This is a genomic window from Streptomyces sp. GbtcB6, assembly GCF_019091475.1.
GTDB classification, from domain to species: domain Bacteria; phylum Actinomycetota; class Actinomycetes; order Streptomycetales; family Streptomycetaceae; genus Streptomyces; species Streptomyces hyaluromycini.
On sequence record NZ_JAGXJL010000025.1, the window covers coordinates 48,065 to 71,255 of the forward strand.

The 23,191-nt window shown below is 69.1% G+C and carries 21 protein-coding genes and 1 tRNA gene; 8 read left to right on the forward strand and 14 right to left on the reverse strand.

All coding sequences use genetic code 11. The features are described from left to right. Positions 1-19: 19 nt before the first annotated feature. The 5 genes from KVT45_RS34145 to KVT45_RS34165 form a co-directional block, all read right to left on the reverse strand. Positions 20-1,711 (reverse strand): relaxase/mobilization nuclease domain-containing protein, encoded by a 1,692-nt coding sequence (locus tag KVT45_RS34145; protein ID WP_217553028.1) that lies wholly within the window; start codon positions 1,709-1,711, stop codon positions 20-22. After that, positions 1,708-2,370, reverse strand: coding sequence for a MobC family plasmid mobilization relaxosome protein (locus KVT45_RS34150; protein ID WP_217553029.1), 663 nt, complete (start codon positions 2,368-2,370; stop codon positions 1,708-1,710). Before KVT45_RS34150 ends, KVT45_RS34145 begins: the two co-directional genes overlap by 4 nt. Positions 2,371-2,402: 32 nt before the next feature. After that, on the reverse strand, positions 2,403-3,737 hold the full coding sequence (locus tag KVT45_RS34155; protein WP_217553030.1) for a hypothetical protein: 1,335 nt from the start codon (positions 3,735-3,737) through the stop codon (positions 2,403-2,405). Positions 3,738-3,827: 90 nt separating this feature from the next. Beyond that, entirely contained in the window at positions 3,828-4,523 is a 696-nt protein-coding gene (locus tag KVT45_RS34160) for an ATP-binding protein (RefSeq protein ID WP_217553131.1), read from the reverse strand. Further along, on the reverse strand, positions 4,520-5,443 hold the full coding sequence (locus KVT45_RS34165) for a hypothetical protein (RefSeq protein ID WP_217553031.1): 924 nt from the start codon (positions 5,441-5,443) through the stop codon (positions 4,520-4,522). The genes KVT45_RS34160 and KVT45_RS34165 overlap by 4 nt, the downstream gene beginning before the upstream one ends. A 495-nt stretch (positions 5,444-5,938) precedes the next feature. On the opposite strand from KVT45_RS34165, the gene KVT45_RS34170 reads away from it, so the two are divergent. The 3 genes from KVT45_RS34170 to KVT45_RS34175 all read left to right on the forward strand — a co-directional run bounded on the left by KVT45_RS34170 (position 5,939) and on the right by KVT45_RS34175 (position 8,221). Continuing rightward, the gene (locus KVT45_RS34170; RefSeq protein WP_217553032.1) at positions 5,939-6,196 is read left to right on the forward strand and encodes a helix-turn-helix domain-containing protein; all 258 of its coding nucleotides are present in this window, start codon (positions 5,939-5,941) and stop codon (positions 6,194-6,196) included. Positions 6,197-6,289: 93 nt separating this feature from the next. Continuing rightward, positions 6,290-6,655, forward strand: a complete 366-nt coding sequence (locus KVT45_RS56685) for a helix-turn-helix domain-containing protein (protein ID WP_254647760.1) — start codon at positions 6,290-6,292, stop codon at positions 6,653-6,655. A gap of 48 nt (positions 6,656-6,703) precedes the next feature. Continuing rightward, entirely contained in the window at positions 6,704-8,221 is a 1,518-nt protein-coding gene (locus tag KVT45_RS34175) for a LacI family DNA-binding transcriptional regulator (protein ID WP_217553033.1), read from the forward strand. A gap of 224 nt (positions 8,222-8,445) precedes the next feature. Here KVT45_RS34175 and KVT45_RS34180 read toward each other — a convergent pair whose 3' ends face one another. Next, on the reverse strand, positions 8,446-9,339 hold the full coding sequence (locus KVT45_RS34180; RefSeq protein ID WP_217553034.1) for a phosphorothioated DNA-binding restriction endonuclease: 894 nt from the start codon (positions 9,337-9,339) through the stop codon (positions 8,446-8,448). Between the two features lie 31 nt (positions 9,340-9,370). Beyond that, positions 9,371-10,744, reverse strand: coding sequence for a DUF4041 domain-containing protein (locus KVT45_RS34185; protein ID WP_308310942.1), 1,374 nt, complete (start codon positions 10,742-10,744; stop codon positions 9,371-9,373). A gap of 713 nt (positions 10,745-11,457) precedes the next feature. Here KVT45_RS34185 and KVT45_RS34190 point away from each other — a divergent pair. Next, positions 11,458-12,300, forward strand: a complete 843-nt coding sequence (locus tag KVT45_RS34190; RefSeq protein WP_217553036.1) for a PE-PGRS family protein — start codon at positions 11,458-11,460, stop codon at positions 12,298-12,300. Here KVT45_RS34190 and KVT45_RS34195 read toward each other — a convergent pair. From KVT45_RS34195 to KVT45_RS34210, 4 genes are all read right to left on the reverse strand, one after another. After that, complete coding sequence (locus KVT45_RS34195) at positions 12,230-13,867, reverse strand: PE-PGRS family protein (RefSeq protein ID WP_217553037.1); 1,638 nt, start codon at positions 13,865-13,867, stop codon at positions 12,230-12,232. The two genes, KVT45_RS34190 and KVT45_RS34195, sit on opposite strands and share 71 nt — an antisense overlap. 218 nt (positions 13,868-14,085) lie before the next feature. Then, positions 14,086-14,159: transfer RNA gene (locus KVT45_RS34200), tRNA-Pro, on the reverse strand. Positions 14,160-14,233: 74 nt separating this feature from the next. Continuing rightward, positions 14,234-14,998, reverse strand: coding sequence for a Pr6Pr family membrane protein (locus KVT45_RS34205; protein WP_217553038.1), 765 nt, complete (start codon positions 14,996-14,998; stop codon positions 14,234-14,236). A 157-nt stretch (positions 14,999-15,155) separates the two neighbouring features. Then, entirely contained in the window at positions 15,156-16,082 is a 927-nt protein-coding gene (locus KVT45_RS34210; protein ID WP_217553039.1) for a metallophosphoesterase, read from the reverse strand. Between the two features lie 103 nt (positions 16,083-16,185). Between KVT45_RS34210 and KVT45_RS34215 the strand changes: the two genes are divergently transcribed. Continuing rightward, positions 16,186-16,653, forward strand: a complete 468-nt coding sequence (locus tag KVT45_RS34215; protein WP_217553040.1) for a GatB/YqeY domain-containing protein — start codon at positions 16,186-16,188, stop codon at positions 16,651-16,653. A 110-nt stretch (positions 16,654-16,763) separates the two neighbouring features. On the opposite strand, the gene KVT45_RS34220 is transcribed toward KVT45_RS34215, so the two are convergent. Continuing rightward, the gene (locus KVT45_RS34220) at positions 16,764-19,043 is read right to left on the reverse strand and encodes a transglycosylase domain-containing protein (RefSeq protein ID WP_217553041.1); all 2,280 of its coding nucleotides are present in this window, start codon (positions 19,041-19,043) and stop codon (positions 16,764-16,766) included. 548 nt (positions 19,044-19,591) lie between these two features. On the opposite strand from KVT45_RS34220, the gene wblA reads away from it, so the two are divergent. Beyond that, positions 19,592-19,930: a transcriptional regulator WblA gene (gene wblA, locus KVT45_RS34225; protein WP_132856581.1), complete on the forward strand. Its 339-nt coding sequence runs from the start codon at positions 19,592-19,594 to the stop codon at positions 19,928-19,930. 42 nt (positions 19,931-19,972) lie between these two features. Here wblA and KVT45_RS34230 read toward each other — a convergent pair whose 3' ends face one another. Continuing rightward, a complete protein-coding gene (locus KVT45_RS34230; protein WP_217553042.1) occupies positions 19,973-21,427 on the reverse strand; it encodes an ArsA family ATPase in 1,455 nt (484 codons plus the stop codon). After that, on the reverse strand, positions 21,424-22,401 hold the full coding sequence (locus KVT45_RS34235; protein ID WP_217553043.1) for an ArsA-related P-loop ATPase: 978 nt from the start codon (positions 22,399-22,401) through the stop codon (positions 21,424-21,426). The genes KVT45_RS34230 and KVT45_RS34235 overlap by 4 nt, the downstream gene beginning before the upstream one ends. Before the next feature lie 107 nt (positions 22,402-22,508). Here KVT45_RS34235 and KVT45_RS34240 point away from each other — a divergent pair, with 107 nt between their 5' ends. Together KVT45_RS34240 and KVT45_RS34245 are read left to right on the forward strand one after the other, a co-directional pair. Next, on the forward strand, positions 22,509-22,667 hold the full coding sequence (locus KVT45_RS34240; protein WP_019992579.1) for a DUF4177 domain-containing protein: 159 nt from the start codon (positions 22,509-22,511) through the stop codon (positions 22,665-22,667). Further along, positions 22,667-23,131 (forward strand): RidA family protein, encoded by a 465-nt coding sequence (locus KVT45_RS34245; protein ID WP_217553044.1) that lies wholly within the window; start codon positions 22,667-22,669, stop codon positions 23,129-23,131. Before KVT45_RS34240 ends, KVT45_RS34245 begins: the two co-directional genes overlap by 1 nt. Positions 23,132-23,191 lie beyond the last annotated feature (60 nt).

Sequence of the window (23,191 nt, forward strand, 5' to 3'; positions counted from 1 at the left end):
AGCGCCTACGCGGAACTGATCACCGTCGCTGTGCGGGCGACGCCTTTGGGGCGGGGGCGGCTGCTGCTGGCTGGGACGGAGGCGCGGGGCGCTGTGCAGAGCTTTGGGCTTGTGCGGCGCGGGGGCTGGGTGCGTGGCGTTCGCCGAGGCGCTGGATGCGCCAGGTGAGGACTTGCGCCGGTGAGTGGGCATCGTCCAGCGGGCGTATCTGGGCTGCTTGTTGGAGCAGGTCGGCAGGGTTGCGGCCCTTGCGCTGGACGTCCGCGAGCACGGCCGTCAGTGCGTCCCAGGCGGTCTCGTTGAGGATCTGTTCGGCGTAGGCGGGCACGGCCTTGCGCAGGTGTTCGGCGTAGTGGCGCGCGGTGTCGGCGGGCGGCTTGCGCTCGGCGAGTCGCGCCAGCGGGGCCGGTGCGGCTTGCCGGTACGCGGCCTGGAGGTGGAGCAGGGTCTGCTGGGCTGCGGCGACCTGTTGGTCGTGGTGGCGCAGAGCGCTCTGGCGGCGCACGGCGATGACGGTGAGGACCGCGGCGTCCACGAGCATCGCGATGAGGCCGTCGTCGGCGGGGTGGGTACCCAGGGTCTTGCACGCGCCGCGCAGCGCGCGGGCATGCTGGTGATCCACGCGGGCACGGGTGTTGACCGCGTACTCGAACGCGAAGGCCGCCTTGCGGAGTTCGGCGCGGACGTGGGTGGGGGCGAGGGCGGGCAGGGCGTAGAGGATCTCCCCGAACGCCACCAGGTGCGCCGAGGCCGGCGCGGGATCGTCCTGGGCGAGGTGGTGGGGGATGCGCTCGATGGCGGCGGTGGCCTGGTGCCACGGGTTCGGCCGGGGCCGGCCTGCCGGCCGCGGGACGGTGGGTTCCGTGGCCCTCAGGCGTTCTTGGATCTTGGGGAGGGACAGGTCGGTGGCGAGAGCGGCGCCGGAGTACCAGATGGGCTTGCCGTCGGCACTGTCGCCGGGCAGCGCGACCTTGTAGCCGTTCAGGTCGCCGGAGGGCAGGGTGCGGGTTTCGACCTGCAGGCCCGCATCGGCGAGCAGGCCCAGGAACTCCTCCACGCTGTGGGCGTGGGAGAGCGCGGTGCGCACCGTGAGGCGCAACTGTTCGCGTACGGCGCGGCTGTGTCCGTTGCGGGCGGCCTTCTCCGTCTCCGCCCGGGTGGGGCGCTTGGCGGCGGGCCAGGTGTCTCGGTCGCGGTTGACCTGGTGGAGGCCGAAGTCGGTCTCGATCTGGGTGAGTTCTGTCATGGCGCGGTGGTAGTCGTTCCAGTTGCGCGGCGGGCGCAGGTCTCCGCGCATCTTGGTCGCGACGATGTGGATGTGGTCATCTGCGTGGCGTACGGCGATCCAGCGGCAGCCGTCCGGATCACCGTCTGGGGCGATGCCGGTGGCGTGCAGGACGCGGCGGGCAATGGTGGCCCACTCGGCGTCGGTCAAGGCGCGGTCCTCGGGTGCGGCGCGGAGCGAGCATTGCCACACGTGCCCCTCCGGTGCTTGGTCGCCCGCCTGCTTGACCCGAAGGTCGAGGGCTTTGGCGAGCTGGTCCATCCGCTCCGTGTGGCCGGGGCTGTCTTCGGGGCCGGGGTCTGGGGCGAAGCCGTCCCAGGAGGCGACGATGTGCGGGCCGGTGTGCACGGTCGCCTTGCCCGGCCCGAAGAGGTAGATCAGAACGCCCAGGGTCTTGCTGCCCGGTTTGACGATGTTCGCGATCACGCTCGGCCCGCTTTCTGCCCGGCGGCCCGGAAAGCGGCCTCGTCCACGGCCTTCACCACGTCCTGCGCAGTGGCCAGGAGGCGTTCGGCCCGGCCCAGAATGGCGGCGTCCACAGGGTGTGGATCGCCGCCGGAGTTGAGGCGGCGGGCGATCTGGTTGACGTTGGTGCCGATCCGGGCGATCTGGGTGCGCAGGGCAGCGAACTCATCGATCACGTCGTCGTAGACCGTGCGCTGGTCGGGCAGGTGCGCCTCGCCGTTGACGAAGGCCATGACGACCGCGCCGACCAGGTGCGCGCCGGTGATGCCCAACGCCTGGGCCTTGGCAAGGATCTTGATCTTCTCGTCGACGCTGTATCGCACGTCGACGCGTTTTTCGCGGCGCTCGTCATCACGTTCTCGACGATGGGCGACACGGTGGAGCGCGGCTTCGTCGGCAGCACGTACGACGACTGGCTGCTGTTCGGCGACAGCGTCTTCACCCACCCCCTCCTGCTCCGGCGCGCCCTCGCGCCGGAGCTTCCCCTCCGCCACCCCCGGGGCGGAGGAGACTGCGATGGACCGGCCCATGGACGGTCCATCGCCATTGCTTGCTGCCGTCGAGGTGGGCGTGGTGATCTCCTCTTGTGCGTCGTGTAGTTCGTGGTGCGAGTCGTGCATTGAGCGGTCTTCCTTGGGCCTTGGGGGCGGTCTCAGAGCGGGTGGCCGACGGGCGCCGTCGGCAGCTCGGCCTTGACGGTGCGGACCACCTCTCCGGCGGTGTCGCTGGCCACGCTGTAGCCGTCCTTGCGCACGGCGTCCTCCAGCAGGTCACGGGAGAGACGTCCGTGCTCGCGGTAGAGGTCCTGGGCGTATGTGTTGAGGAGGGCCCGTGTCGCGCGCGGTTTGGAGCCCGGGCGCTTCGACTCTGCCCGCGAGGCCGTGCCTGGATCGCCGCCCGGTTGCCCCTCGCCCGGTTCTGGTTCCGGGCTGACGGTGGTGCGGGCGGGCTGTTGCGGGCGGCTTTCGGGCTGAGGGCGGGCTGCCCGGTCGGAGGTGACACCGCCCGCGGCCTTGGAGGGTGGGCGGCGCGGAATTCCTGCCCGTTCTTCTGCCGCGGTCTGCGGGCGGGCCGTCGCGGAGCTGCCCCTGGTGCGCGTGGCGGTGTCGGGCCAGCGCGCGGGCAATTGCTTGGCGGCCAGGGCAGTGGCCTGTTGACGGGTGGCGAGCTTGCGCAGCAGCAGCTCGTCCTGGCGTTCGTCGCGGTCGACGTCAGCCTGCTCCAGGGCCTGGTGCAGGCGGCGGGTGAGGCGTCGGCCTCGCCACTTGGTGCGCTTCGAGGGTGTCATGGCCTCTGCCCGGAGGATCAAGGTGACGGCCTGGTCGAGGGCGCGCTCGCGGATGATCCGGGCGGCATCCGCGTCCCGGTCTGCGATCGAGAGCCGGGCCAGGAGCCGTTCGCGTGCCTGTCGGGCGAGGACGGCGGCCAGGCTGCGGGAGTCGGCGTGCGGGCTGCGGTGGCGCAGTTCGATGCCCATGGCCAGGTGCCAGAGCATGGCCGCCATGACCGGGCCGACGAAGGCCCGCACCGTTCCGCCCACCGGCCCGGATTCGGCGTAGGAGGGCAGGATCTGTACGGCGGTGATCACCCAGGTGAGGGTGCCGGGCAGGCCGGGCGCCTGCTTCGGGCCGTTGAGGTTCTGCCGGGCCAGCAGGGCGGTGGCGAACAGGGCGAGCTCGGCGGCGGCGAACATTGCGGCGCGCTCGATGGTGCTGCCCATGTCGAGGTAGTCGGCGGCGAACCGCCAGCTGGTGTCCGCGCTGTAAGCGGTGCAGCCGATCGCGGCGACGGCGGCGATCGGGATCGCGGCGGTGTTACGGCGCCGTCCGGCGTCCGGCTTTCGTAGGCGCCGACGCAGGAGTCGTGCGGCAGACAGGGCGGCGACGAGGAGCAGCACCGAAATGGCCGCAGGCGCGGTGATCCAGTGTGGCAGGACGGGTGTGCCGGTGCCGTTGGCGCTGATGAGCGTGGTGGTGCCAGATGTCATGCATGGGCTCTCCAAGAGACCCGCGCGTTCGAGGGCAGGCGGAAGCGCGGGCGGGCGGTGCGAGACGGTGGGGGAGGGAGCGTCGGCCGGTCAGACGGCTGGCGCCGTGCGGCGTCGGTCGGGGCCGGTGAGGATGACGCGTTCGGTCATCTCGGCGAGGCGGGAGGCGACGCGGTCGCCGAGCGCGGCGCGCAGCTCGGCGGTGGGGAGGTTGGTGGTGATGAGGGTGGGGAGCATGTGCTCGTACCGGTGGTTGATGAGGCGGTAGGTGAGCTCCTCGGTCCATTCGCTGGTCTTGGCCGCGCCGAGGTCGTCCAGGAGCAGCAGCGGGCAGCGAGCGAGCGTCTGCAGGTCCCGTTCGCCGTCGTGGCCAGCGCGGGGGCGAAGCCGTGCGTGAAGGTCGGCGGAGGTGGTGGCCTCCCAGCGCAGGCGGACGCCTCGGGTCAGGAGGGCCCGGACCGCGCCGTACGCCTGGTAGGTCTTGCCTGTACCTGTGGGGCCGGCGATCAGTAGGGACGGGCCCTCGGCGATGCCCGGTCCGCCCGGGCCGGGGCGTCCTGCTCCAGCTATCTGGTCGGCCCAGGCGGTGATCTGGGAGTGGTCGGCCAGGGCACGGCGGTAACGGGCCGGGATCCGGGCGTCCGCCAGCTCCAGGGCGGTGACTGGTTCGGGCTCTGGCTCCTCAGCGGGGGCGGCGGGGTCGATGCCGCGGTTGGCCAGGATGCCGTTGAGCCGGTTGGCGAGCGGGCCGACGCGCTGGGGTGCGCGGGTGAGGGTGGCGGTCAGAGCTCATCTCCGTAGGCGGCGACGATGTCGGTGGGGTTCGTCCATGCCCTGTGGGCGGCAGACGTGGCGGGGGAGGTGGCGTTCATGACCTCGTGGACGAGGCTGGGCAGGACGCTCGGGGACAGGCCCTTGGCCCGATGGCGTTCGAGGGCGGCCCGGAGGTGGGTGGGGGTGATGCCCTCGTCGAGCAGCTTGCGCAGCTGCCCGCCCAGATGGTTCAGGAAGGCATCCGGCGGGCGGTGGTTGCACGCGGCGATGTACTCGGCAAGGAGCTGCTTGGCCGAGACGGTGTCGGGCGCGGGGGCGCTTGCGCCCCCCGAAGGGGTACTTCCTAGATCCACGGTCCTAGGTCCTAGATCCGGACGGTGAGGCTTCACGGATGGCTCCGGGAGTCCTCCGTGAGCCCTCATGGAGGACTCCGTGAAACCGTCCTGACCTGCTACTTCATTGCCGGTGCCCGGATTCACCGCGGGCGCACGCCTTCCCCGTGCGTCCTCACGGAGGGCTCCGTGAGGCGGCAGTGAGGGCTCCGTGATGCCGACGCCTGCAGCGCTGGGCATGACTCCGGCCGGGGCTTCGTGTCGGGGGCAGGCGGGAAGGCGGCTCTTGCTGGGCCGGTTGATCTTCTGGTGCTGGTGCCAGGTGACGACGTGCAGGTAGTTCTTGTCGCCCGGGCCCTTGTAGCGGCAGATCAGTTCGGCGTCGGCGAGCTGGGCGAGGTCCTTCTCGACTTCTTCGGGCCCGTGGTCCGGACGTAGGACCCACAGCTGTCCGGCGATGATCGCGGCGTGGTCGCGGTGGCGGCCCTGGTCGTCGGCCTGGGTGAGCAGGCCGAGGAAGGTGCGCTCGGCGGTCAAGGAGACGCCGGCCAGGGACTCGGAGACGAAGGCTTCGGGCTTGATGGTGCGGATTCGGGCCAAGAGGTCGGTTCCTCACTCGGTTGCAGGTGGGCGGGCACCCACGGCTCACCGTCGATCGTGGCGATACGGGCTTCAGGGGCGGGGGAGTTGTCCGGTTTCGGCAGCGCGGGGCAGGCTGATGGCCGCTCTCGCTTTCCGGGGGTGTCGTCAACATAGCCACACCCGGGCCGCACAAGTCCAGCCCTATCCCGCGCAATCTCTCACGGCAGAAAGGCCGCTCGAAAAGCAAGCGGCCCCAAAAGGGTAGGCCACGATTCGCTGTTGCCGAAATAGTTGCCCCGGATGCCGAGCCAGAAGGATCACATCGAGAAGCCGTTGACCTCCCGCCGACGACGAAGCTACAACACAACACCCCACGTCAGAGGGGCGATCGATGTACCGGATTCCGACCCCTCCCGGCCCGGGGACCCGCTTCGCCCGAGGAACCGCGCGAGCGGAACATAGACCACGATCGCCGGTTAACCAAACCGGCGAATGGACGCTACAAATGGAGCCATGCCCGCACGCTCATTGGAAATCGGCCCCGCAGGAATGCGGACCGCCCGCACCATCGAAATTCTCCGCAACGAACGCGGTTTGTCGCAACGCCAGTTGGCTGGCCGCATGACTGTACTCGGTCACCCGATGTCCAACACCATGCTGTCCCGCATCGAACGTGCCCAGCGTCGATGCGACGTCGACGACCTGGTCGCGATCGCCGAAGCCCTCCGAGTCCCGCCCTTCACGTTGCTGCAGGGGCCAGCCGTCACGTGACGAGCCCTGTCCAGCACCGCTGACCCAAGCCGCTGCCCCCAACCGAGAGAGGCCCCGCTCTTCTTGCACCACTCGTCGATACCCCCCGCCCTCATGCGACACCGTCCCAGTACAGGGGCCGAAGCCCCCTTGCTCCGTCTCTACCGCCCCGAAGAGATCGCCGAAGCCCTCGGCTGCTCCGCCTGGTGGGTCAAGGACCGCGCCCGACGCGGCCTCATCCCGCACACCCGAGTCGGCCGCGCCTACCGCTTCACCGCCGAACACCTCGCCGGGATCGTCAGCCTTCACGAAGAGCGCCCGAAGCGATCCGTGAGCAGTGCGCCGGCCGGTTCAACGGTCACAAGTCCTCCCACCGCACGAACTCGTGCCGCCCAGCCCCCTGGGCCGACTACGGCTCCGCCGACAGGGCATCTGCGGGCGCGACCGCCTCGTCGTACCCAGTACGAGACCGTCGCGTAGCGCGCCCGCGTCCAACCTCAAGCCGAGAGCACAGGAGGAAGAAGGAAGTTGGGCTTCGCGGAGAAGCGCGGGAACTACTGGCGCGGCCGGTACAAGACGGCGCCCGGCAAGCACCTCACGGTCGTCGACGAGAACGGCAAGGCGATCCGCTTCGCCACCAAGGGCGAGGCCCAGCGCGCCGCGAGCGAGGCCGAGAACAAGTACCGCCGCGGCGACTGGCGCGACCCGGCACTCGGCCAGGAGACCTTCGGCGAGTATGCGAACCGTTGGTACGAGACCCAGGACCTGGCCGCCTCGACCATGCAGAACTACAAGCGCCACATCGAGGAGCACCTGCTCCCCGACTTCGAGGACAAGGCGCTCGCCGGCATCCTGCGCACGGACGTCGACCTGTGGGAGAAGAAAGAGAAGGCCGTCTACGCGGCCTCCAGCGTCAAGACCTGGCGCTCGACGCTCCACCTGATCTTCGAGGACGCGATCGACGAGGGCCTGATCACGTCCAATCCAGCGGCCAAGCGACGCGGTCGCGGCAAGCGCGCCGGCCGCTCCCGAGACCGAGGCCCGGAGAAGGTCGTCACCGACCCCCTCGGCATCTTGCTCACCGCCGAACGAGCAGCCCTGCTCTCTGGCCGCGACGACGAGTTCGTCGCCGTCGTCCTCAAGGGGTACACCGGCATGCGTTGGGGCGAAATCGTTGGCCTGGAGACGGAGTTCGCCCGCCCGGGCGCTGTCCGTGTCGAGTGGCAGCTGTACGAACTCGACACCGGCGAGCTGGTGCGCTGCCCACCCAAGGACGACAGCTACCGCACCATCGACGCGATGGACTGGCTGTCGGCCCTGGTCGCCAACCACGTCGCCCGCACGAAGCCGACACCCTGCCCGTGTCACGGCAAGACCTACGTCTTCCGGGGCCAAGGCGCGGCCCGCACCGGCGGCCACCTGGGCGCGAAGCTCGTCGATGTCGCACGCCGTGCTGAAGTCTCCACGGGCACGGTGTCCAACGTCCTCAATCACCCCGACCGCGTCGCCGAAGTAAAGCGGGTGAGGGTGGAGCAGGCCATCGCGGACCTGGGGTTCGTGCGCGGCGGCGCGGTGTCGGAGCACGCCGCCCACTGGCGCCGAAACGGCTTTGCGACGTGGCTGTTCACCCCGGCGGTCTCCGGCTGGTACCCGAAGAAGGCGCCACAGGAGGCTCGCCCGGTACCCCTACTCGGCGAGCCGTGGCCTGGCGTCCCAGCCCGAGGACGCGGCGCCAGCGGCCGAGCTGACGCCTGCTGGCTTCCGATTGCCAAGGGCCTCACACCCCACGGTCTTCGCCACACCCACCGGACCGTGATGGAGGACCTCGGCACCGAGAAGGTCCTCATGGACGAACGCATGGGCCATATCGATGGCTCGGTCTCGGCGCGCTATGCCCACGTCACCCCCGGCATGCGCAAGCGCCTCATGGCTGGGCTAACCGAGCAGTGGGAGGCAGCGCTCGATGCCCGCTTGACAATGAGCCCTCGCTCGCCGGTGAGTGTCCTCGATGCGCTATTGCGAGCGCGCCGTGAAGCGGTGGAATAGCCGAAGGCGAGGGTGCATACGATGCGGTGAGAGGGCCTCGACCAGAACATGGTCGAGGCCCCGGCCACGTGTGGATCGCCTCCCGCACTTCGACCGGGCGGGGAGGCCGAGCGTTGCCTGAGGCGGCGGACCGGGGGACGCATGCGAGCGATGAAAGCAGCATGAGGAGCCATCAGGGATGCTTGGTGCGCCCAGTCCCTTGGAATCCCGCATTGAACACAGGGTCAAGCGGCAGCCGGGCGGGGGCTGCCGTGGAAGACCTGGCTGGTGTGCCAGGAGCGGTGGGCTGCCGCGACGGGCGGGATGCCGGGTTGAGGACCTATGAGCGGACGGCCCGCGAGTGCCGTGACATGCTCGCGGGCAGCCTGGCTGCGGCCGATGAATTGCTGCGAGACCAGGATGCGGTGGCCGTCGCCTATGCCGAGGACGCCCTTGTCGAAGAGTTTGTGGTGCAGCGAGCACAGGCACAGTCCGTTGTCGACGTCGTCCGGGCCGTCGAACGCCCACCAGCGCACGTGCGCGGCCTCCAGGCCGACGGGCGCCGTACCGATCATGCCGTCGTAGCCGCAGAAGGCGCACTGGTACTCGTACGCGGTCAGCACCATCTCCCGCATCCGGCGGTCCCGCTGCCGCCTCCCGGGCGCTGCCAGGGCGTCGGTCTCCGCGAGTTCCAGTTCCAGGCCCACCGCGTCGCACAGGTCCTGGTGCAGTGACGCTGGGAAGTGCAGATCCAGCAGCACCCGTGCCATGCGCCCCAGCAGCGACGGTTCCCGCTGGAGCGCCACCCGAAGGTCCGGGGCCAGCCGCCCGGTGGCCCGGCTGGCTCGTAGTTCCCGGACCCCGGTGCCCGGGCTGCCGGTGCCGTGATCGGTCCGCACTTCCCACACCCCGTCGCTGACCAGATGGTGGAAGGGATAGGCGGGCGTGGTCCCGCGCGGCGGACCGTACTCCACCAGCAGTTGCTTCAGATCCGACTCCACCGCGCTGTACGGCAACTCGTCCGCGGCATCCGCCTGAAAACGGCCCAGCGCGTACAGCAGCAGCAACGGCTTGTGCGGCGCCCGCACCCCGTCTCGACTCCACTGCCTCAGCTTCGCCGCCCGCTCCAGCCAATCCATGGCCGTGATCGTAGTGACGCCCCGCCGCACCTCATGCTGTCCGGGCGGCAACTCCTCCTGCGCCGACGACGGGCGCACCGGCTTCGCCCATGCGCCTGCCGGCCCGCCATTCCAGCGCCTGGGGTTCCTCGGTGAACTCGATCAGATGCTGTCCGGCGAACCGTTGCAGCGCGTCGCGCACCTCCGCCGGGGTGGCGTAGAAGAACTCCTTGCGACTGTTGACCTGGTTGACCCGCTGCGAGGCGAACTGCCGGTGGAGTTCCGTCTCCAGGCCGACCGCGTCCTTGCTGAAGATCAGCGCGTGCACGTCGAAACGGAAGGGCACGGCCGCGCCACTCAACTCGTACACCCGCTCCAGAGGTTCGAGTCGACGCGTCATGCCGATCTTCACCATGCGATCGCCGAAGGCGCCGATGTTCGAGATGACGTACACATAGCCGGCGCGGACGTTCGCCGCACGGGATTCGACGTCCTGCAGAGCGTTCTCGATCTCGGCCAGTTTGGCCTCCATCTCCGCTACACCTGCCTCGTCACCGCGCTCGCGCAGGCGGTCAAGTGCTGACTGATAGTGGCCGAGTTCCTTGTTCAGCTTCTCTCGCTGCCGGTCGAGTTCCCGCTGGACCGCCGCCTCCTCACGCTCCCGGGCGCGTACCTCGCGCTGGGCCTCCTTCTCCTCTTCCTTCTTCTGCAGGAAGTCGGCGGTGAGTTCCAACTCCCGTACACGCGCGTTGTGGTACTCGTCGGTGATCCGGATGTGCATGGTGGCACCGAGCCGGGCGATCGTTTCGCGGCTCTTGTAGAGCCGGTCGACGAGGGAGCTCAGCCGGTGCGGCCGCATGGACCGCACGGCGTAGTCGGCTTCGGCGTTGTAGGCGCGCAACATGAGCTTGGAGAAGTCGCGGACCATCTTCTGGCCCTCGCGCTTGGAGCCGTTGACCGTCCAGTCCGTCGCCGCCTGGACGGCGCGGCTTGCACGGGCCAGCGCCTTGATCTCGTTCTGCAGTGTGTCGAGCCGGCTGCGGTAGGCGATCGCGTCGTGCAGTGCGTGCCGGTAGGCATAGATCCCCGCCTCCTGCAGCATGGCGGTCTCGTCGGCGTTGACGATCCGGCCCTGCAGTTCGGCAAGTCGCCGCTCGGCGTCGAAGACGTCCTTGCGGTGCCGGTCGGCCTCCTTGCGGACCCGCTCGGTCTCCTTCGCCGTCCGGCGCGCGTCGCCGAGAATCTCCTTCGCCGTCTCACGCGCGTCCTTGAGGATCCCCTCGGCCTCCTCGGCGGCTTCGGCGGACGTCCGCTCACGCAGCGCTGCGGCATCCGCCTCGACCTGCCGCACAAGACCGGCGACCCGCGTGGCATCCAGCCCCTGTGTCCTTGCGATCCACGCCCGCAGTTCTTCGGCCTCGGACACGGCATCCGAACGCCGACGCCCGAACAACCCTCCCTTCCGAGGCGCCGGCACCGCGGTCGTACTCCCGGCAGCGGCCGTGGCCGGCACCGCAGAGGCTCCCGCGGCAGGGCCGCCAGCGAGGGCGTCAGTGGTGGACTCGGCCTCAGGAACCCATAGCTGCCATCCCGCCGGCATCGGCGGCCACAAGGGGTCAGGCCGCCAGTCCGGCGGCGGCATCCATCCCGCGGGTGGCACAGGCCAACCCGGCGGCGGATTGAAACGGTAAGTAGTCATTCCCCACCCCCTCGCCCCTGCGGCTCCCCAGCACACAGGGCGCCGGATATTCCCGGCAAACGTAGAGTGACATTTTCTTGGTGATCAGCCACTTGATCACCCGCATATTCCACCTCGTGACCATCCTGTGACTATGTGTGAGGGCCTCTCTGGAGGATGGCCACGGGTTCCAGGTGAAACGCGACCAAGTCCCCGACCGGTGAACTCGTCGACCAGCCACTGAGTCTCGTACGTGGAGGGAGCGTCGTCCGGTGAGGAACGCTGCGAGGGACAGTGCGGATGGCCGGATGTGTTGCTGTGCCTCCTTGCGGTCGTTGCCGGGGTGAAGCTGTTTCGCGCGATGCTTCGCAGAGCGGCGTCAACCTGGTGATGAGGAGTTCGCGCCGGTAGTTATGGCAAACGCCCAGTGATGGGTCCAACGGACCTGGCTCAATAGGCACATGGAGATTGGCGAGCACTGGGCCTACCGCGCGAGGCCGAAGGAGCTGGGCGGTGCGGTTCGCCAAGTGGAGGTCGTTCGCGTGGGCGGCCCTGGCAGGTCTGGCTGGGTCCACGTACGGTTTCTCGAAGGCGATGCCGCCGGCCTGCAGGAGTGGGTCAGTTCCGGCTCTCTCGTAGCACCGTGGGCGGATGTCGATACGTTCCGTGCAGACGACGCGGCGGAGTTGGCGCTGGTGGAGTCCTCGCGCCATGTCCGGGGCAGCACGGAATTCGAGGCCGCCCGCATGATCCTCGGATTCGTTCGCTCAAAGAACAGGTTGCGACTGCGCCGAACGGTGGCGGACGCAGGCGTTCTGGAGCTGAGCCGCCTCGACGAGACTGCACCGCTCATCGGCATGGACGCCGCCGAACTACGCGGCGACACCATGGTGTTCGAGAACCGTCGTGGAATGTGCCTGGCCGGGTGGCCGGTCACCGAGCGCATCGCCCGCCACGTGGCCGGACGCCTCGCCGACGAGATCCTTCCGGAGGTGGACCGCAAGCAGCAGGACATCGAGCAGGAGCGTGCCCAGCCCTCCTGGTACTCCTACAGCCGGCGTGACGAGCGCAAGCTGGACGCGGAGGCGGCAGTCCTTCGAACCGTCCGGGCGTGGTGCGGCCAGGACAAGGCCGACCGCTACGACGAGTTGGTTGCCCTGCGCGCCGAGGTCGTCCGGCTCGGAGAGCTGGTCGAGAAGGCGGTCAAGGCCCTACGCGACCGCGGCCACGGCGTCATCGCCTCCACCATTGAGCGCGACCTGGGCGTCCGTATCTCCAGCCTTGATCCTGACGTGCGTCGATGAGACCGCGCCACGGATCTGGCTCCACCTTGGGCGGCGCCGGCTGAGCGGCGGGCTTCTTCTCCTTCTCCGGCCGGTGTGGGTGCCAGCCGTCGAGGAACGGCCGCAGTTGATCTCCCGTCGGCTCCGCATGGAAGTTGAGAGAAGCCAAGCCCTTGCCGCTAAGGGTGGGGTCAAGCCGGTCAGCCTCCGCCTTCCCCCAAGCCGACCACTCTCGCAGCCTCTCGGCTTCGAGGGCGTCTTCCGACGCCGCGGCGGCATCATCCAGAGCGGCACAGAACATTCGGATCTCCCCTGCGGCCTGCCACGTCTCAAGGGCCGTGCCGAAGCGCTCGGCCCGTACTGCGTGAACCGCCTTGATCGAAGCCACGCTGACGGCGGACTCCCACTCCCGCCGCTCGCGCTCCTCTCGCTCCGCTTCCAGACGCCGGCGCTCGGCCTCCTGCCGCTCCCGCTCCTCCCGCAGGCGCTGCTGCTCGGCTTCACGTTCCAGTCGAGCCCGCTCCTGCTCCTCCGCGCGCGCCTTCAACGCCCGGAAGACTGAATTGACCTGCTCCTCCAATGGTTTCTTGGCCGTGTCAGCCCATTCCTTCTTCCAGCCGTAGCTGTAGCCCGATTGCTGGCTGACCAGCAGCTCCAGTTCGCCGGACGGCTCGAACTTCTGGGCCGGAGTGACACGCTGCCAGTCGTACGTACGGCGGCCCGGCTGCTTGGGGACGTACCGGACCGGCTTCTGCCGTTCGCGGAAGCTGACCTCGTACGTCCTGCCGTGGACGGTGAGCAGCGGCCTCGGCTGTCTGCGCTTCTTCGACACCGCGATCTCGCCGTGGCGTGCGAGGGCTTCCTCGGCGAGGAGCCGGAGCAGCGAGAGTACCCGGGGGAGGACCGTCTCCGAGATCTCGAAGGCGCTGTGGTCCGCGCTGACTGCGGTGATCACGTCCTCGACATCGGTGATCACACGGCTGCGCGCCAGCCGGATCCGGTTCCACTCGGTCTCGTCCTCGCCGGTCACCCGGAGCAGGCCGAGGAAGAAGTCCCCCTTCGCCCGCCCGCTGTACTTCAGGCTGTATCCCTCGGGGGCACACTGCCGGGCCGCGTCGAAGGCCCTGCGGTAGCGGGCTCGCTCCTCGTCGCTGGGGTTCGGGATCCGAAGGAATCGACCAGCCTGCCGTACCTCCGCGATCAAGGCGGCTCCGACTTCCGCCGGCGACGGCTGTGGGGACTTGGCGGAGCGCTGCGGCGCCGGCTTCGTCGGGGACGGGGCTGTGACTTGCTTCTGCGGGGGAGGGGCCGGTCGTGTCCGTTGGCCGGAGTCCGTTGACCGCTGCCTGCGCTGAGCTGGTTCCGGCCGGTCCGGGTGATGGCCGTGTTCCAGGTAGAAGCGCCCCGCGTCAGTGATCTCCGCCTGCCACTTCCCATCCTGCTTGGGCATGGTGATCAGGCGCCGCTCCTTGAGCGCGCGGGCGGTGAGAGCGAACTCGGGGCTGTCCGACGTGACGGGGTCGGCTCCGCCTCCGATGCGGGTGAGGAGTGCGAGCTGCCGGTCATTTAACGGAGACCATCGGTGCATGACGATCGTCGTACCGTTTGGTGTCTCCTCGGCACAAGCCGTGGGGGTGACTCATCCGGAGCGCACGGCGCGCTCCGAGGCGGAACGCCTCTCGCTGGGAGCCGCCGGGGAGCCGCTCCCCGAAGTCGGCTCCCAAATGGCTCCCAAAACAGGGCCGCAACGCAAATCAGGCCCTGTACTGATCTCTCAGTACCGGGCCTGACCTGGTGTTTCGGCTGTCGGGGTGGCGGGATTTGAACCCACGACCTCTTCGTCCCGAACGAAGCGCGCTGCCAAGCTGCGCTACACCCCGGTGTCGCTGCTTTGCTGCTTGTCGCGGCGACGTCGTTTACTTTAGCCCACCGGTGGCTGGAGACGAAATCCGGTTTAGGGGCGGCGTCCGACCGGGTTCGGGCGGGTGTGGTCCAGGGCTACCAGGAGGACCGCCAGGGCGTAGCAGGAGAGGCCCAGGAGGAGGGCGTTGGCGAGGGTGGCGCGGTAGCTGTGCTGCTCGGCGTCCAGGAAGGGATAGAGGTAGCGGCCCGGCGTGCCGGGGAGGAGCAGCTCCGCCCGGATAAGGGTGAAGGTCAGGTAGGCCAGGGGGTACAGCATCCACATCGGCGTCTGGCGGAGGTGGAGGCGGGCCGGGGGGGTGAGGACGAGCCAGTCCAGGAGAGCTGCCGCGGGGGCCGCCGTGTAGAGGAGCTGCAGGGCCAGCCACTGGCCGTGCCAGGCCACCGGGAGGTGTGTCGAGCCCGTCATCGAGAACGGGGGTGTGGTGTGGCCCAGCAGCAGGTGGTAGACCAGGGCCGAGATCACGGCGTACAGAAGTGCCGCGCCGGTCAGGGACGAGGGCAGGGGGCGGGCCGCCTGCCAGGCTCGGCGGGCCGAGGCGAGGCTGACCAGGGTCAGGAGTACCGCCGCCTGGACTCCGAAGTAGCTCATGATCCGGTCCGGGCTGCCCAGCAGCAGCTCCAGGGCCACGCCCGCCGCTGCCAGTGCGGCCGTCACGAGGCGGAACACCGCGGTCACGGGGCGGCGGATGGGGGCGACCACCGCCGTCGCTGGAACGTATCCCGGCAGCAGTACGGGCGTGCCCGGGACCGCGGGGAGGTCGGGTATGTCCCTGGGTATCGGAGGAGTCGTCGTCATGCCCTCAAAGTAGGTAGAAAAGGGCATTTCTGGCGCGCTGGTTTACGCCGGGTGGGTTATCCCCCGGTTGTTCCTGGTTATTTCCGTTTGCCACCGGTTGTTCCCCGGTTGTGTCGCGCCGGGCCTTCCGGGGCGGGGCGGCCCCGGCCAGGTTCCCCTACTCCCGCCCCACCAGCGTCAGCAGCGTCGCCTCCGGTGGGCAGGCGAAGCGGACCGGGGTGTAGCGGTTCGTGCCGCAGCCCGCCGAGACGTGGAGGTAGGACGTACGGCCCTCCGCCGTGTGCGTGGACAGGCCCTTCACGCGGTCCGCGTCCAGGTCGCAGTTGGTGACCAGGGCGCCGTAGAACGGGATGCAGAGCTGACCGCCGTGGGTGTGGCCGGCCAGGACCAGGGGGTAGTTGTCCGCCGTGAAGGAGTCCAGGACGCGCAGGTACGGGGCGTGTACGACACCCATCGAGAAGTCCGCCGTACCGGACGGGCCGCCCGCCACCTGCGGATAGCGGTCGCGCTTGATGTGCGGGTCGTCCAGTCCCGTCAGCTCCACCGAGACGCCCTCGATCTTCAGGGTGCCCCTCGTGTTCGTGAGGTTCAGCCAGCCGGCCCCGTCGAAGCCGTCCCGCAGGTCCTCCCAGGGGTTGTGGATCGCGCCGACGACCGGCGGGTTGCCGTTCAGGCCGTGCTTGCCGCTCACCTTCTCCAGCAGGTAGCGGGCGGGGTTGCGGGGCCTGGGGCCGTAGTAGTCGTTGGAGCCGAAGACGTACGCGCCCGGGAACTCCATCAGCGGACCCAGCGCGTCCAGCACCTCCGGGACGCCCTCCGGGTCGGACAGGTTGTCGCCCGTGTTGATCACGAAGTCCGGGCGCAGGCCCGCCAGCGACTGCAGCCACCGCTGCTTCTTGCGCTGACCGCCGACCATGTGGATGTCGGAGACCTGGAGCACCCGCAGCGGGCGCATCCCCGGCGGGAGGACCGGGACCGTCACCCGGCGCAGGCGGAAGGAACGGACCTCAATGCCGGCCGCGTACAACACACCCGCGGCGCCGAACGCCGCGACTCCCAGGGGTACTCCGTATCGAGCGCGCATATGGCCATCGTGTCAGACCGAGCGAGCGCTCAGAGACCGGGCGGTACGTGGAGCTGGTAAATCGGCGGGCGTTGAGCCTGCGGCACCTGCGACAATCGGTGCCATGACCACCACGCTCAAGTCGAAGCTGCAGGACGACCTCAACGCCGCGATCAAGGGACGCGACGAGCTCCGCTCGGCCACGCTCCGGATGACGCTCGCTGCGATCACCAACGAAGAGGTCGCGGGCAAGGAGAAGCGCCAGCTCTCCGACGACGAGGTGCTCAAGGTGATCGCCAAGGAGGCGAAGAAGCGCCGGGAGGCGGCCGAGGCCTTCACCCAGGGCGGCCGTGCCGAGAGCGCCGAGCGGGAGAAGGCGGAGGGCGAGGTACTCGCCGGTTACCTGCCGAAGCAGCTCAGCGACGAAGAGCTGGAGGGGATCGTCGCCGCGGCCGTCGAGGAGGCGAAGGCGGCGGGCGCCGAGGGGCCGCGGGCCATGGGCGCCGTGATGAAGATCGTGAACCCGAAGGTGGCCGGCCTGGCCGAGGGCGGCCGCGTCGCCGCCGCGGTGAAGAAGCGGCTCCAGGGCTGACAGCCCTGAGGGCAGAGCAGGCGGTACGACGGTGGGGCCGCACCTCTTCTCCTGAGGTGCGGCCCCACCGTCGTACCGGAAGGTCCGGGAGACCCGGAAGGTCCGGGAGATCAGCCTCGGTTCCCGCCGTTCCCGTTGTTCCCGCCGTTTTCGTTCCCCTGGATGAAGCCGTCGGGGAGGGAGAAGGTCGGGGTCGGGGTGGTGCCGCCGTCCGTCGAGCCGGCCGTCGTGCCGCCGATGAGACCGCCGATCAGGCCGCCGGTGTTGTCGCCCCCGTTGCTGTTTCCGTTTCCGTTCCCGTTGCCCTTGTCGTGGTCGTTCTCGTCCGGGATGTCGACGAGGTTGAAGGACTCGGACGGCTTGCCCTCCAGGGCGCCGGTCATGGCGTCCTTCCAGATCGGACCCGGGGTGTCGGCGCCGTAGACCTCGGAGTGGTAGACGCCGCCGATGGTGATGTTGGTCATCTCGATGTTCTGCTTGGCGCTGCCGACCCAGACCGCGCCCGCGAGGTTGGGCGTGTAGCCGACGAACCAGGCGTTCTTGCGGGAGTCCGTCGTACCCGTCTTGCCGGCGCTCTCCCGGTCGTCCAGGCCGGCCTGCTGACCGGTACCGGAGTCGACCACACCACGCAGCAGGGTGTTGACCGTGTCCGCGGTCTTCTCGCTCATCGCGCGCGAGCAGGTCGACTTCGGGACGGCCAGCGACTTCTGCTCGTTGCCGACCTTCTGGGTGATCGACTCGATGGCGACCGGCGTGCAGTACATGCCGCGGTCGGCGAAGGCGGCGTACGCGCTCGCCATGGTCAGCGGGGAGAGGCCGATCGCGCCGAGGGCGATGGACGGGGTCTGCGGGAGCTTCGAGCCGTCACCCTGGTGGACGTTGAGCGCGTCGGTCATCTTGACCACCGGGCACAGGCCGATGTCGGAGATCAGCTGGACGAAGTAGGTGTTGATGGACTTCGCCATCGCCTTCTTCATCTGGTACGGCCCGACCTCGGACTCGTTCTCGTTCTGGACCTGCTCGCCGTCCGTGTTGACCCACTGCTTGCCGTTGCACTGCTGAACGGGGCTCGGGTAGTTCATCTTGTACGGCGACGAGTACTCCTGCGTCGCCGACTTGCCGCCCTCGATGGCGGCCGCGGCCACGAACGGCTTGAACGTCGAACCCGTCGGGAAGCCGTAGTTGGAGCCGCCGTAGTCCCGGTCGACCGAGAAGTTGTACTCGGTCTCGTTCTTGTTGTAGCCGTACGGCTTCGACTGGCCCATCCCCAGGATCTTGCCCGTGCCGGGCTCGACCAGGGTGGCTGCGGCCGCGACCGAGTCGGACTTGTAGACGTGGTCCTTGATCGAGGACTGCACCGACTCCTGGGCCTGCGGGTCCAGCGTCGTACGGATGGTCAGGCCGCCCTGGTTCCAGAGCTTGGCGCGCTCCGCGCTGGTCTTGCCGAAGACCGGGTCGGTCAGGAAGACGTTCTCGACGTACTTGCAGAAGAACCCGGCACCCTTGACGGCGGTGATGCAGCCGTTCTTCGGCTGGGTGACGTGCAGACCGAGCGAGGTCTCCTTGGCCTTGTCGGCCTCCGCCTGGGAGATGTCGCCCAGTTGGGCCATGCGCTCCAGCACGACGTTGCGCCGCTTGGTCGCCTCGGCCTCGTCGTTGACCGGGTCGTAGCGGCTGGGGGACTGGACGATGCCGGCCAGCAGGGCCGACTGCTGGAGGTTCAGGTCCTTGGCGTGCTTGGAGAAGTAGCGCTGGGAGGCGGCCTCGATGCCGTAGGCCTGCTCGCCGAAGAAGGTGATGTTCAGGTAGTTCTCGAGGATCTTCTTCTTGCCGAGCTTCTCCTCCAGCTGGATCGCGTACTTCAGCTCCTTGACCTTGCGGCCGAGGGTCTGCTGGGTGGCCTGGGCGACCTTGGTCGGGTCGTCGCCGGCCTCCTCGATGAAGTAGTTCTTCACCAGCTGCTGGGTGAGCGTGGACGCGCCCTGGGCGACCCCGCCGCTCACCGCGTTCTTGTTCAGCGCGCGCAGCACGCCCTTCAGGTCGATGGCGCCGTGCTGGTAGTAGCGCGAGTCCTCGATCGCGACGATCGCCTTCTGCATGTAGGGCGAGATGTCCTTGAGTTCCACAACCGTGCGGTCACGGGAGTAGACCTGGGCGATCTGGTTGCCCTTGCTGTCGAGGATCGTGGTGCGCTGGCTGAGCTGCGGGCTCTTCAGGTTGGCCGGGATCTCGTCGAAGCCCTGTACCGAACCTTTGGCCGCGAGGCCCAGGGCCCCGGCCGCGGGCAGCGCGATGCCCGCCATCACGGCTCCCGCGAGCACACTGACACCGAGGAACTTGGCGGCCTGCTGCGTGGTCGACAGACCACCGCCCGAGCGCTTCTTTGGCATGGGGGCAGCCTAATCCGTAGTGATGACCGTTCCGGGGGAGCGGGTGGCTCTCGGGATGTTCGAGTGCCGGATCGTGACATACGGGACCAGGCGCATGGAGCGGGCGTGACTCGGCGCACGGCACGACGACATGAACGGTCTACCTTGCCATTCGCCGGACACACGTACAGGCCTTGGCCTAAGCTGCTCTCAACTGTCACAGCAGTGCGGCCACGTATCAATACGTCCGGCGACCCCGAATCGTTCCGGAACCCGCCCACTTTTTTTCGGGTGATGTGTTGGTCGCGTGTCCGAATCCGCCTCGTGTGTCACCTGGCGTCCGTTGTGACGCGCCGCAGCTGTCCCGGTTTGCCGTGATGATCACGCATGTCGTCAGCTCACTCCCGCGGGTGATCTGCCGCTTACCCATAGTCCGTTCGGGCCATTCAAGATTGGGCCCGAAGGGGGTGTTGCGCTGTGCCCACCTTCCGTAACGTCCTCAACTGGCGGCGGTGAATATGCCGCTGCCGCCGTGGGGGAGCCTCGATTCGGGAGAGGACGGCGCCGGTATGGGCTGGGTAACCGACTGGAGTGCGCAGGCTGCCTGTCGCACTACCGATCCGGATGAACTGTTCGTTCAAGGAGCAGCGCAGAACAGGGCCAAGGCGGTGTGCACCGGATGTCCGGTACGCACCGAATGCCTGGCCGATGCGCTGGACAATCGCGTCGAGTTCGGCGTGTGGGGAGGCATGACGGAGCGGGAGCGCCGCGCACTGCTGCGCAGGCGGCCCACCGTGACCTCCTGGCGCAGGCTCCTGGAGACAGCTCGCTCGGAGTACGAGCGGGGGACCGGGATCGTCCCCCTCGACAGCGACGAGGTGTACGAGAACTACGCAGCGGTGAGCTGAGCGGCGAGGAACCACCCAGCGGTGAGCTGACCACGGGTATCGCTACGGCAGCTCCGGCCGGCCGGCCGCGAGCCGGTCGCCGATGTCCCGCAGTCCCGCGAGGTCGTGCACATCGCCGGGCAGTGCGGCCACTTCGACCACGGCCACTTCGGGGTGGCGCGCGGTGAAGCGGTCACGTGTGCGCTGCTCGCGAGAGAGCAGCTGCATACGTTCGGCGTGCAGCTTCAGCAGGCCTGCGGTGAGCTGGTCGACGGTGCGGTCCGGTGCCTCTGGCGAGGGGGATTCGTCAGTCATGTCCTCAGGCCCGGACGAGGGGGATTCGTCGGGCCGGGACGCGGACGGCACGGGCGCGGGTGATTCAGAACTGCCGTACGTGTCGGGAGAGTTACGAAGTCCAGCTTTCCCGCCACCCTGATCGACAATGCGGGGCTCTTCAAGATTTTCCGCAGCCTCGACGAACGCGGCTTCAAGATTTTCCGCGGCGGCGAGCGCACGCTCGGCCGACAACCGGTCGGCGCCGCTGCCGTGGACGCGGTTGAGGACCAGACCGACCAGCGGCATGTCCTCCGCGGCCAGCCGCTCCACGAAGTACGCGGCCTCCCGCAGTGCGTCCCGCTCCGGAGCCGCCACCACCAGGAACGCCGTACCGGGCGCCTGAAGCAGCTTGTACGTCGCGTCCGCGCGCGTGCGGAACCCGCCGAACGTCGTGTCCATCGCGGCCACGAACGTCTGTACGTCCTTCAGCAACTGCCCGCCGAGCAGCTTGCCGAGTGTGCCGGTCATCATCGACATGCCGACGTTCAGGAAGGCCATGCCGGCCCGGCCGCCGAGCTTCGCCGGGGCCGTGAGGAGGCGGATCAGGCGGCCGTCCAGGAAGGAACCAAGGCGTTTCGGCGCATCGAGAAAGTCCAGGGCGGAGCGGGAGGGCGGGGTGTCCACCACGATCAGGTCCCACTCGTCCCGGGCCCGCAGCTGGCCCAGCTTCTCCATCGCCATGTACTCCTGCGTGCCCGCGAAGCCCGCCGAGAGCGACTGGTAGAACGGGTTGGCCAGGATGGCGGCCGCCCGCTCGGCGTCCGCGTGCGCCTCCACGACCTCGTCGAAGGTGCGCTTCATGTCGAGCATCATGGCGTGCAGTTCGCCGCCCGCCCGGCGCTCACCGTCACCCGCGGCCGAGTCGCCGCGCGATGCCGCTCCCTGGTCCTCGGTGCCCTTCACCTTCCGCGGCACGTTGTCCAGCGAGTCGATGCCCATGGACTGCGCCAGCCGCTTGGCCGGGTCGATGGTCAGCACCACCACCTTGCGGCCGCGTTCCGCCGCCCGCAGGCCCAGGGCCGCCGCGGTGGTGGTCTTCCCGACGCCGCCCGAGCCGCAGCACACCACGATCCGGGTGTTCGGGTCGTCGAGCAGCGAATCGACGTCGAGCGCGGGCGCGTGGGCCAGCCGGCGCGCGCCGTCCTGCGCCGGTTCCTGGGCCGGGTCCGGATCCGGAGTCATGACATCCCCTGTTCCCGCAGCTCGGTGGCGAGTTCGTACAGGCCCGCCAGGTCCATCCCCTCGGCGAGCAGCGGCAGTTCGTGCCGAGGCAGGTCCAGCTCGGCGAGGACCGCGCGCTGCTCGTGCTCCAGCGCGTGCCGCTCGGCGTACTCGGCGGCCTGCGCGAGCAGCGGGTCCACCAGCTGCTCGGCCTTCCCGCCGCGCCGCGCCCCGCCGAGCCCGGCCGCCGACAGCGCCTGCGCCACGGCGGTGCGCGGCACGGTCCGTACGAGTTCCAGGTCGGTCGCGTCCAAAACCTCCGGCCGGACCATGTTCACGATGACCCGGCCCACCGGCAGCCGCGCGGACCGCAGTTCGGCGATGCCGTCGGCGGTCTCCTGGACCGGCATCTCCTCCAGGAGCGTGACCAGGTGCACGGCCGTCTCCTTGGACTTCAGCACCCGCATCACGGCCTGCGCCTGGTTGTGTATCGGGCCGATCTTGGCGAGTCCGGCCACCTCGTCGTTGACGTTCAGGAAGCGGGTGACGCGGCCGGTCGGCGGGGCGTCCATGACGACGTAGTCGTACACGAACCGGCCCGCCTTGTCCTTCCTGCGCACCGCCTCGCACGCCTTGCCGGTCAGCAGGACGTCCCTGAGTCCCGGCGCGACGGTGGTGGCGAAGTCGATGGCGCCGAGCTTCTTCAGCGCCCGGCCGGCCCCGCCGAGCTTGTAGAACATCTGGAGGTAGTCCAGAAGGGCCAGTTCGGGATCGATGGCGAGGGCGTAGACCTCACCGCCGCCCGGTGCTACGGCGATCTTCCGCTCCTCGTACGGCAACGCCTCCGTCTCGAAGAGCTGGGCGATGCCCTGCCGACCCTCGACCTCCACGAGAAGCGTCCGCTTCCCCTGGGTCGCGAGGGCCAGCGCGAGTGCGGCGGCGACCGTCGTCTTTCCGGTCCCGCCCTTGCCGCTGACGACCTGGAGCCTGCTCACGTCTTCGAGACTAACCAGTCGGCCGGACACTCACGCGGGAGGCTGTGGATAACCGTGCGTGCGGTGGGCCACGTGTCCCGTGCGTCACAGCGGATACAGTCGGCCACATGACCAAGTGGGAATACGCAACCGTGCCGCTGCTCGTCCATGCCACGAAGCAGATTCTGGACACCTGGGGCGAGGACGGCTGGGAGCTCGTCCAGGTCGTGCCCGGGCCCAACAACCCCGAGCAGCTCGTGGCCTACCTGAAGCGGGAGAAGCCGTAATGAGCGCCGTCGAGGCCAAGCTGGCCGAACTCGGTCTCGCGCTGCCGGCGGTCGTCCCGCCGCTCGCCGCCTACCAGCCGGCCGTCCGGTCGGGCGTGTATGTCTACACCTCCGGCCAGCTGCCGATGGTGGACGGCAAGCTTCCGGTCACCGGCAAGGTCGGCGCCGAGGTCACCGCGGAGGAGGCCAAGGAGCTGGCCCGCACCTGCGCGCTGAACGCCCTGGCCGCCGTGAAGTCCGTCGCAGGTGACCTGGACCGCGTCGCGCGTGTGGTGAAGGTCGTCGGCTTCGTCGCCTCCGCGACCGACTTCACCGGCCAGCCGGGCGTGATCAACGGTGCCAGCGAGCTGCTCGGCGAGGTCCTCGGTGACAAGGGCGTGCACGCGCGCAGCGCGGTGGGCGTCGCGGTGCTGCCGCTGGACGCGCCGGTCGAGGTCGAGGTCCAGGTCGAGCTGCTCCCGTAGCCGACCGAAGCCGGAGCGGTGGCCCACCACAGCCCCCCTCGAACATTCGCTCCCCACGGG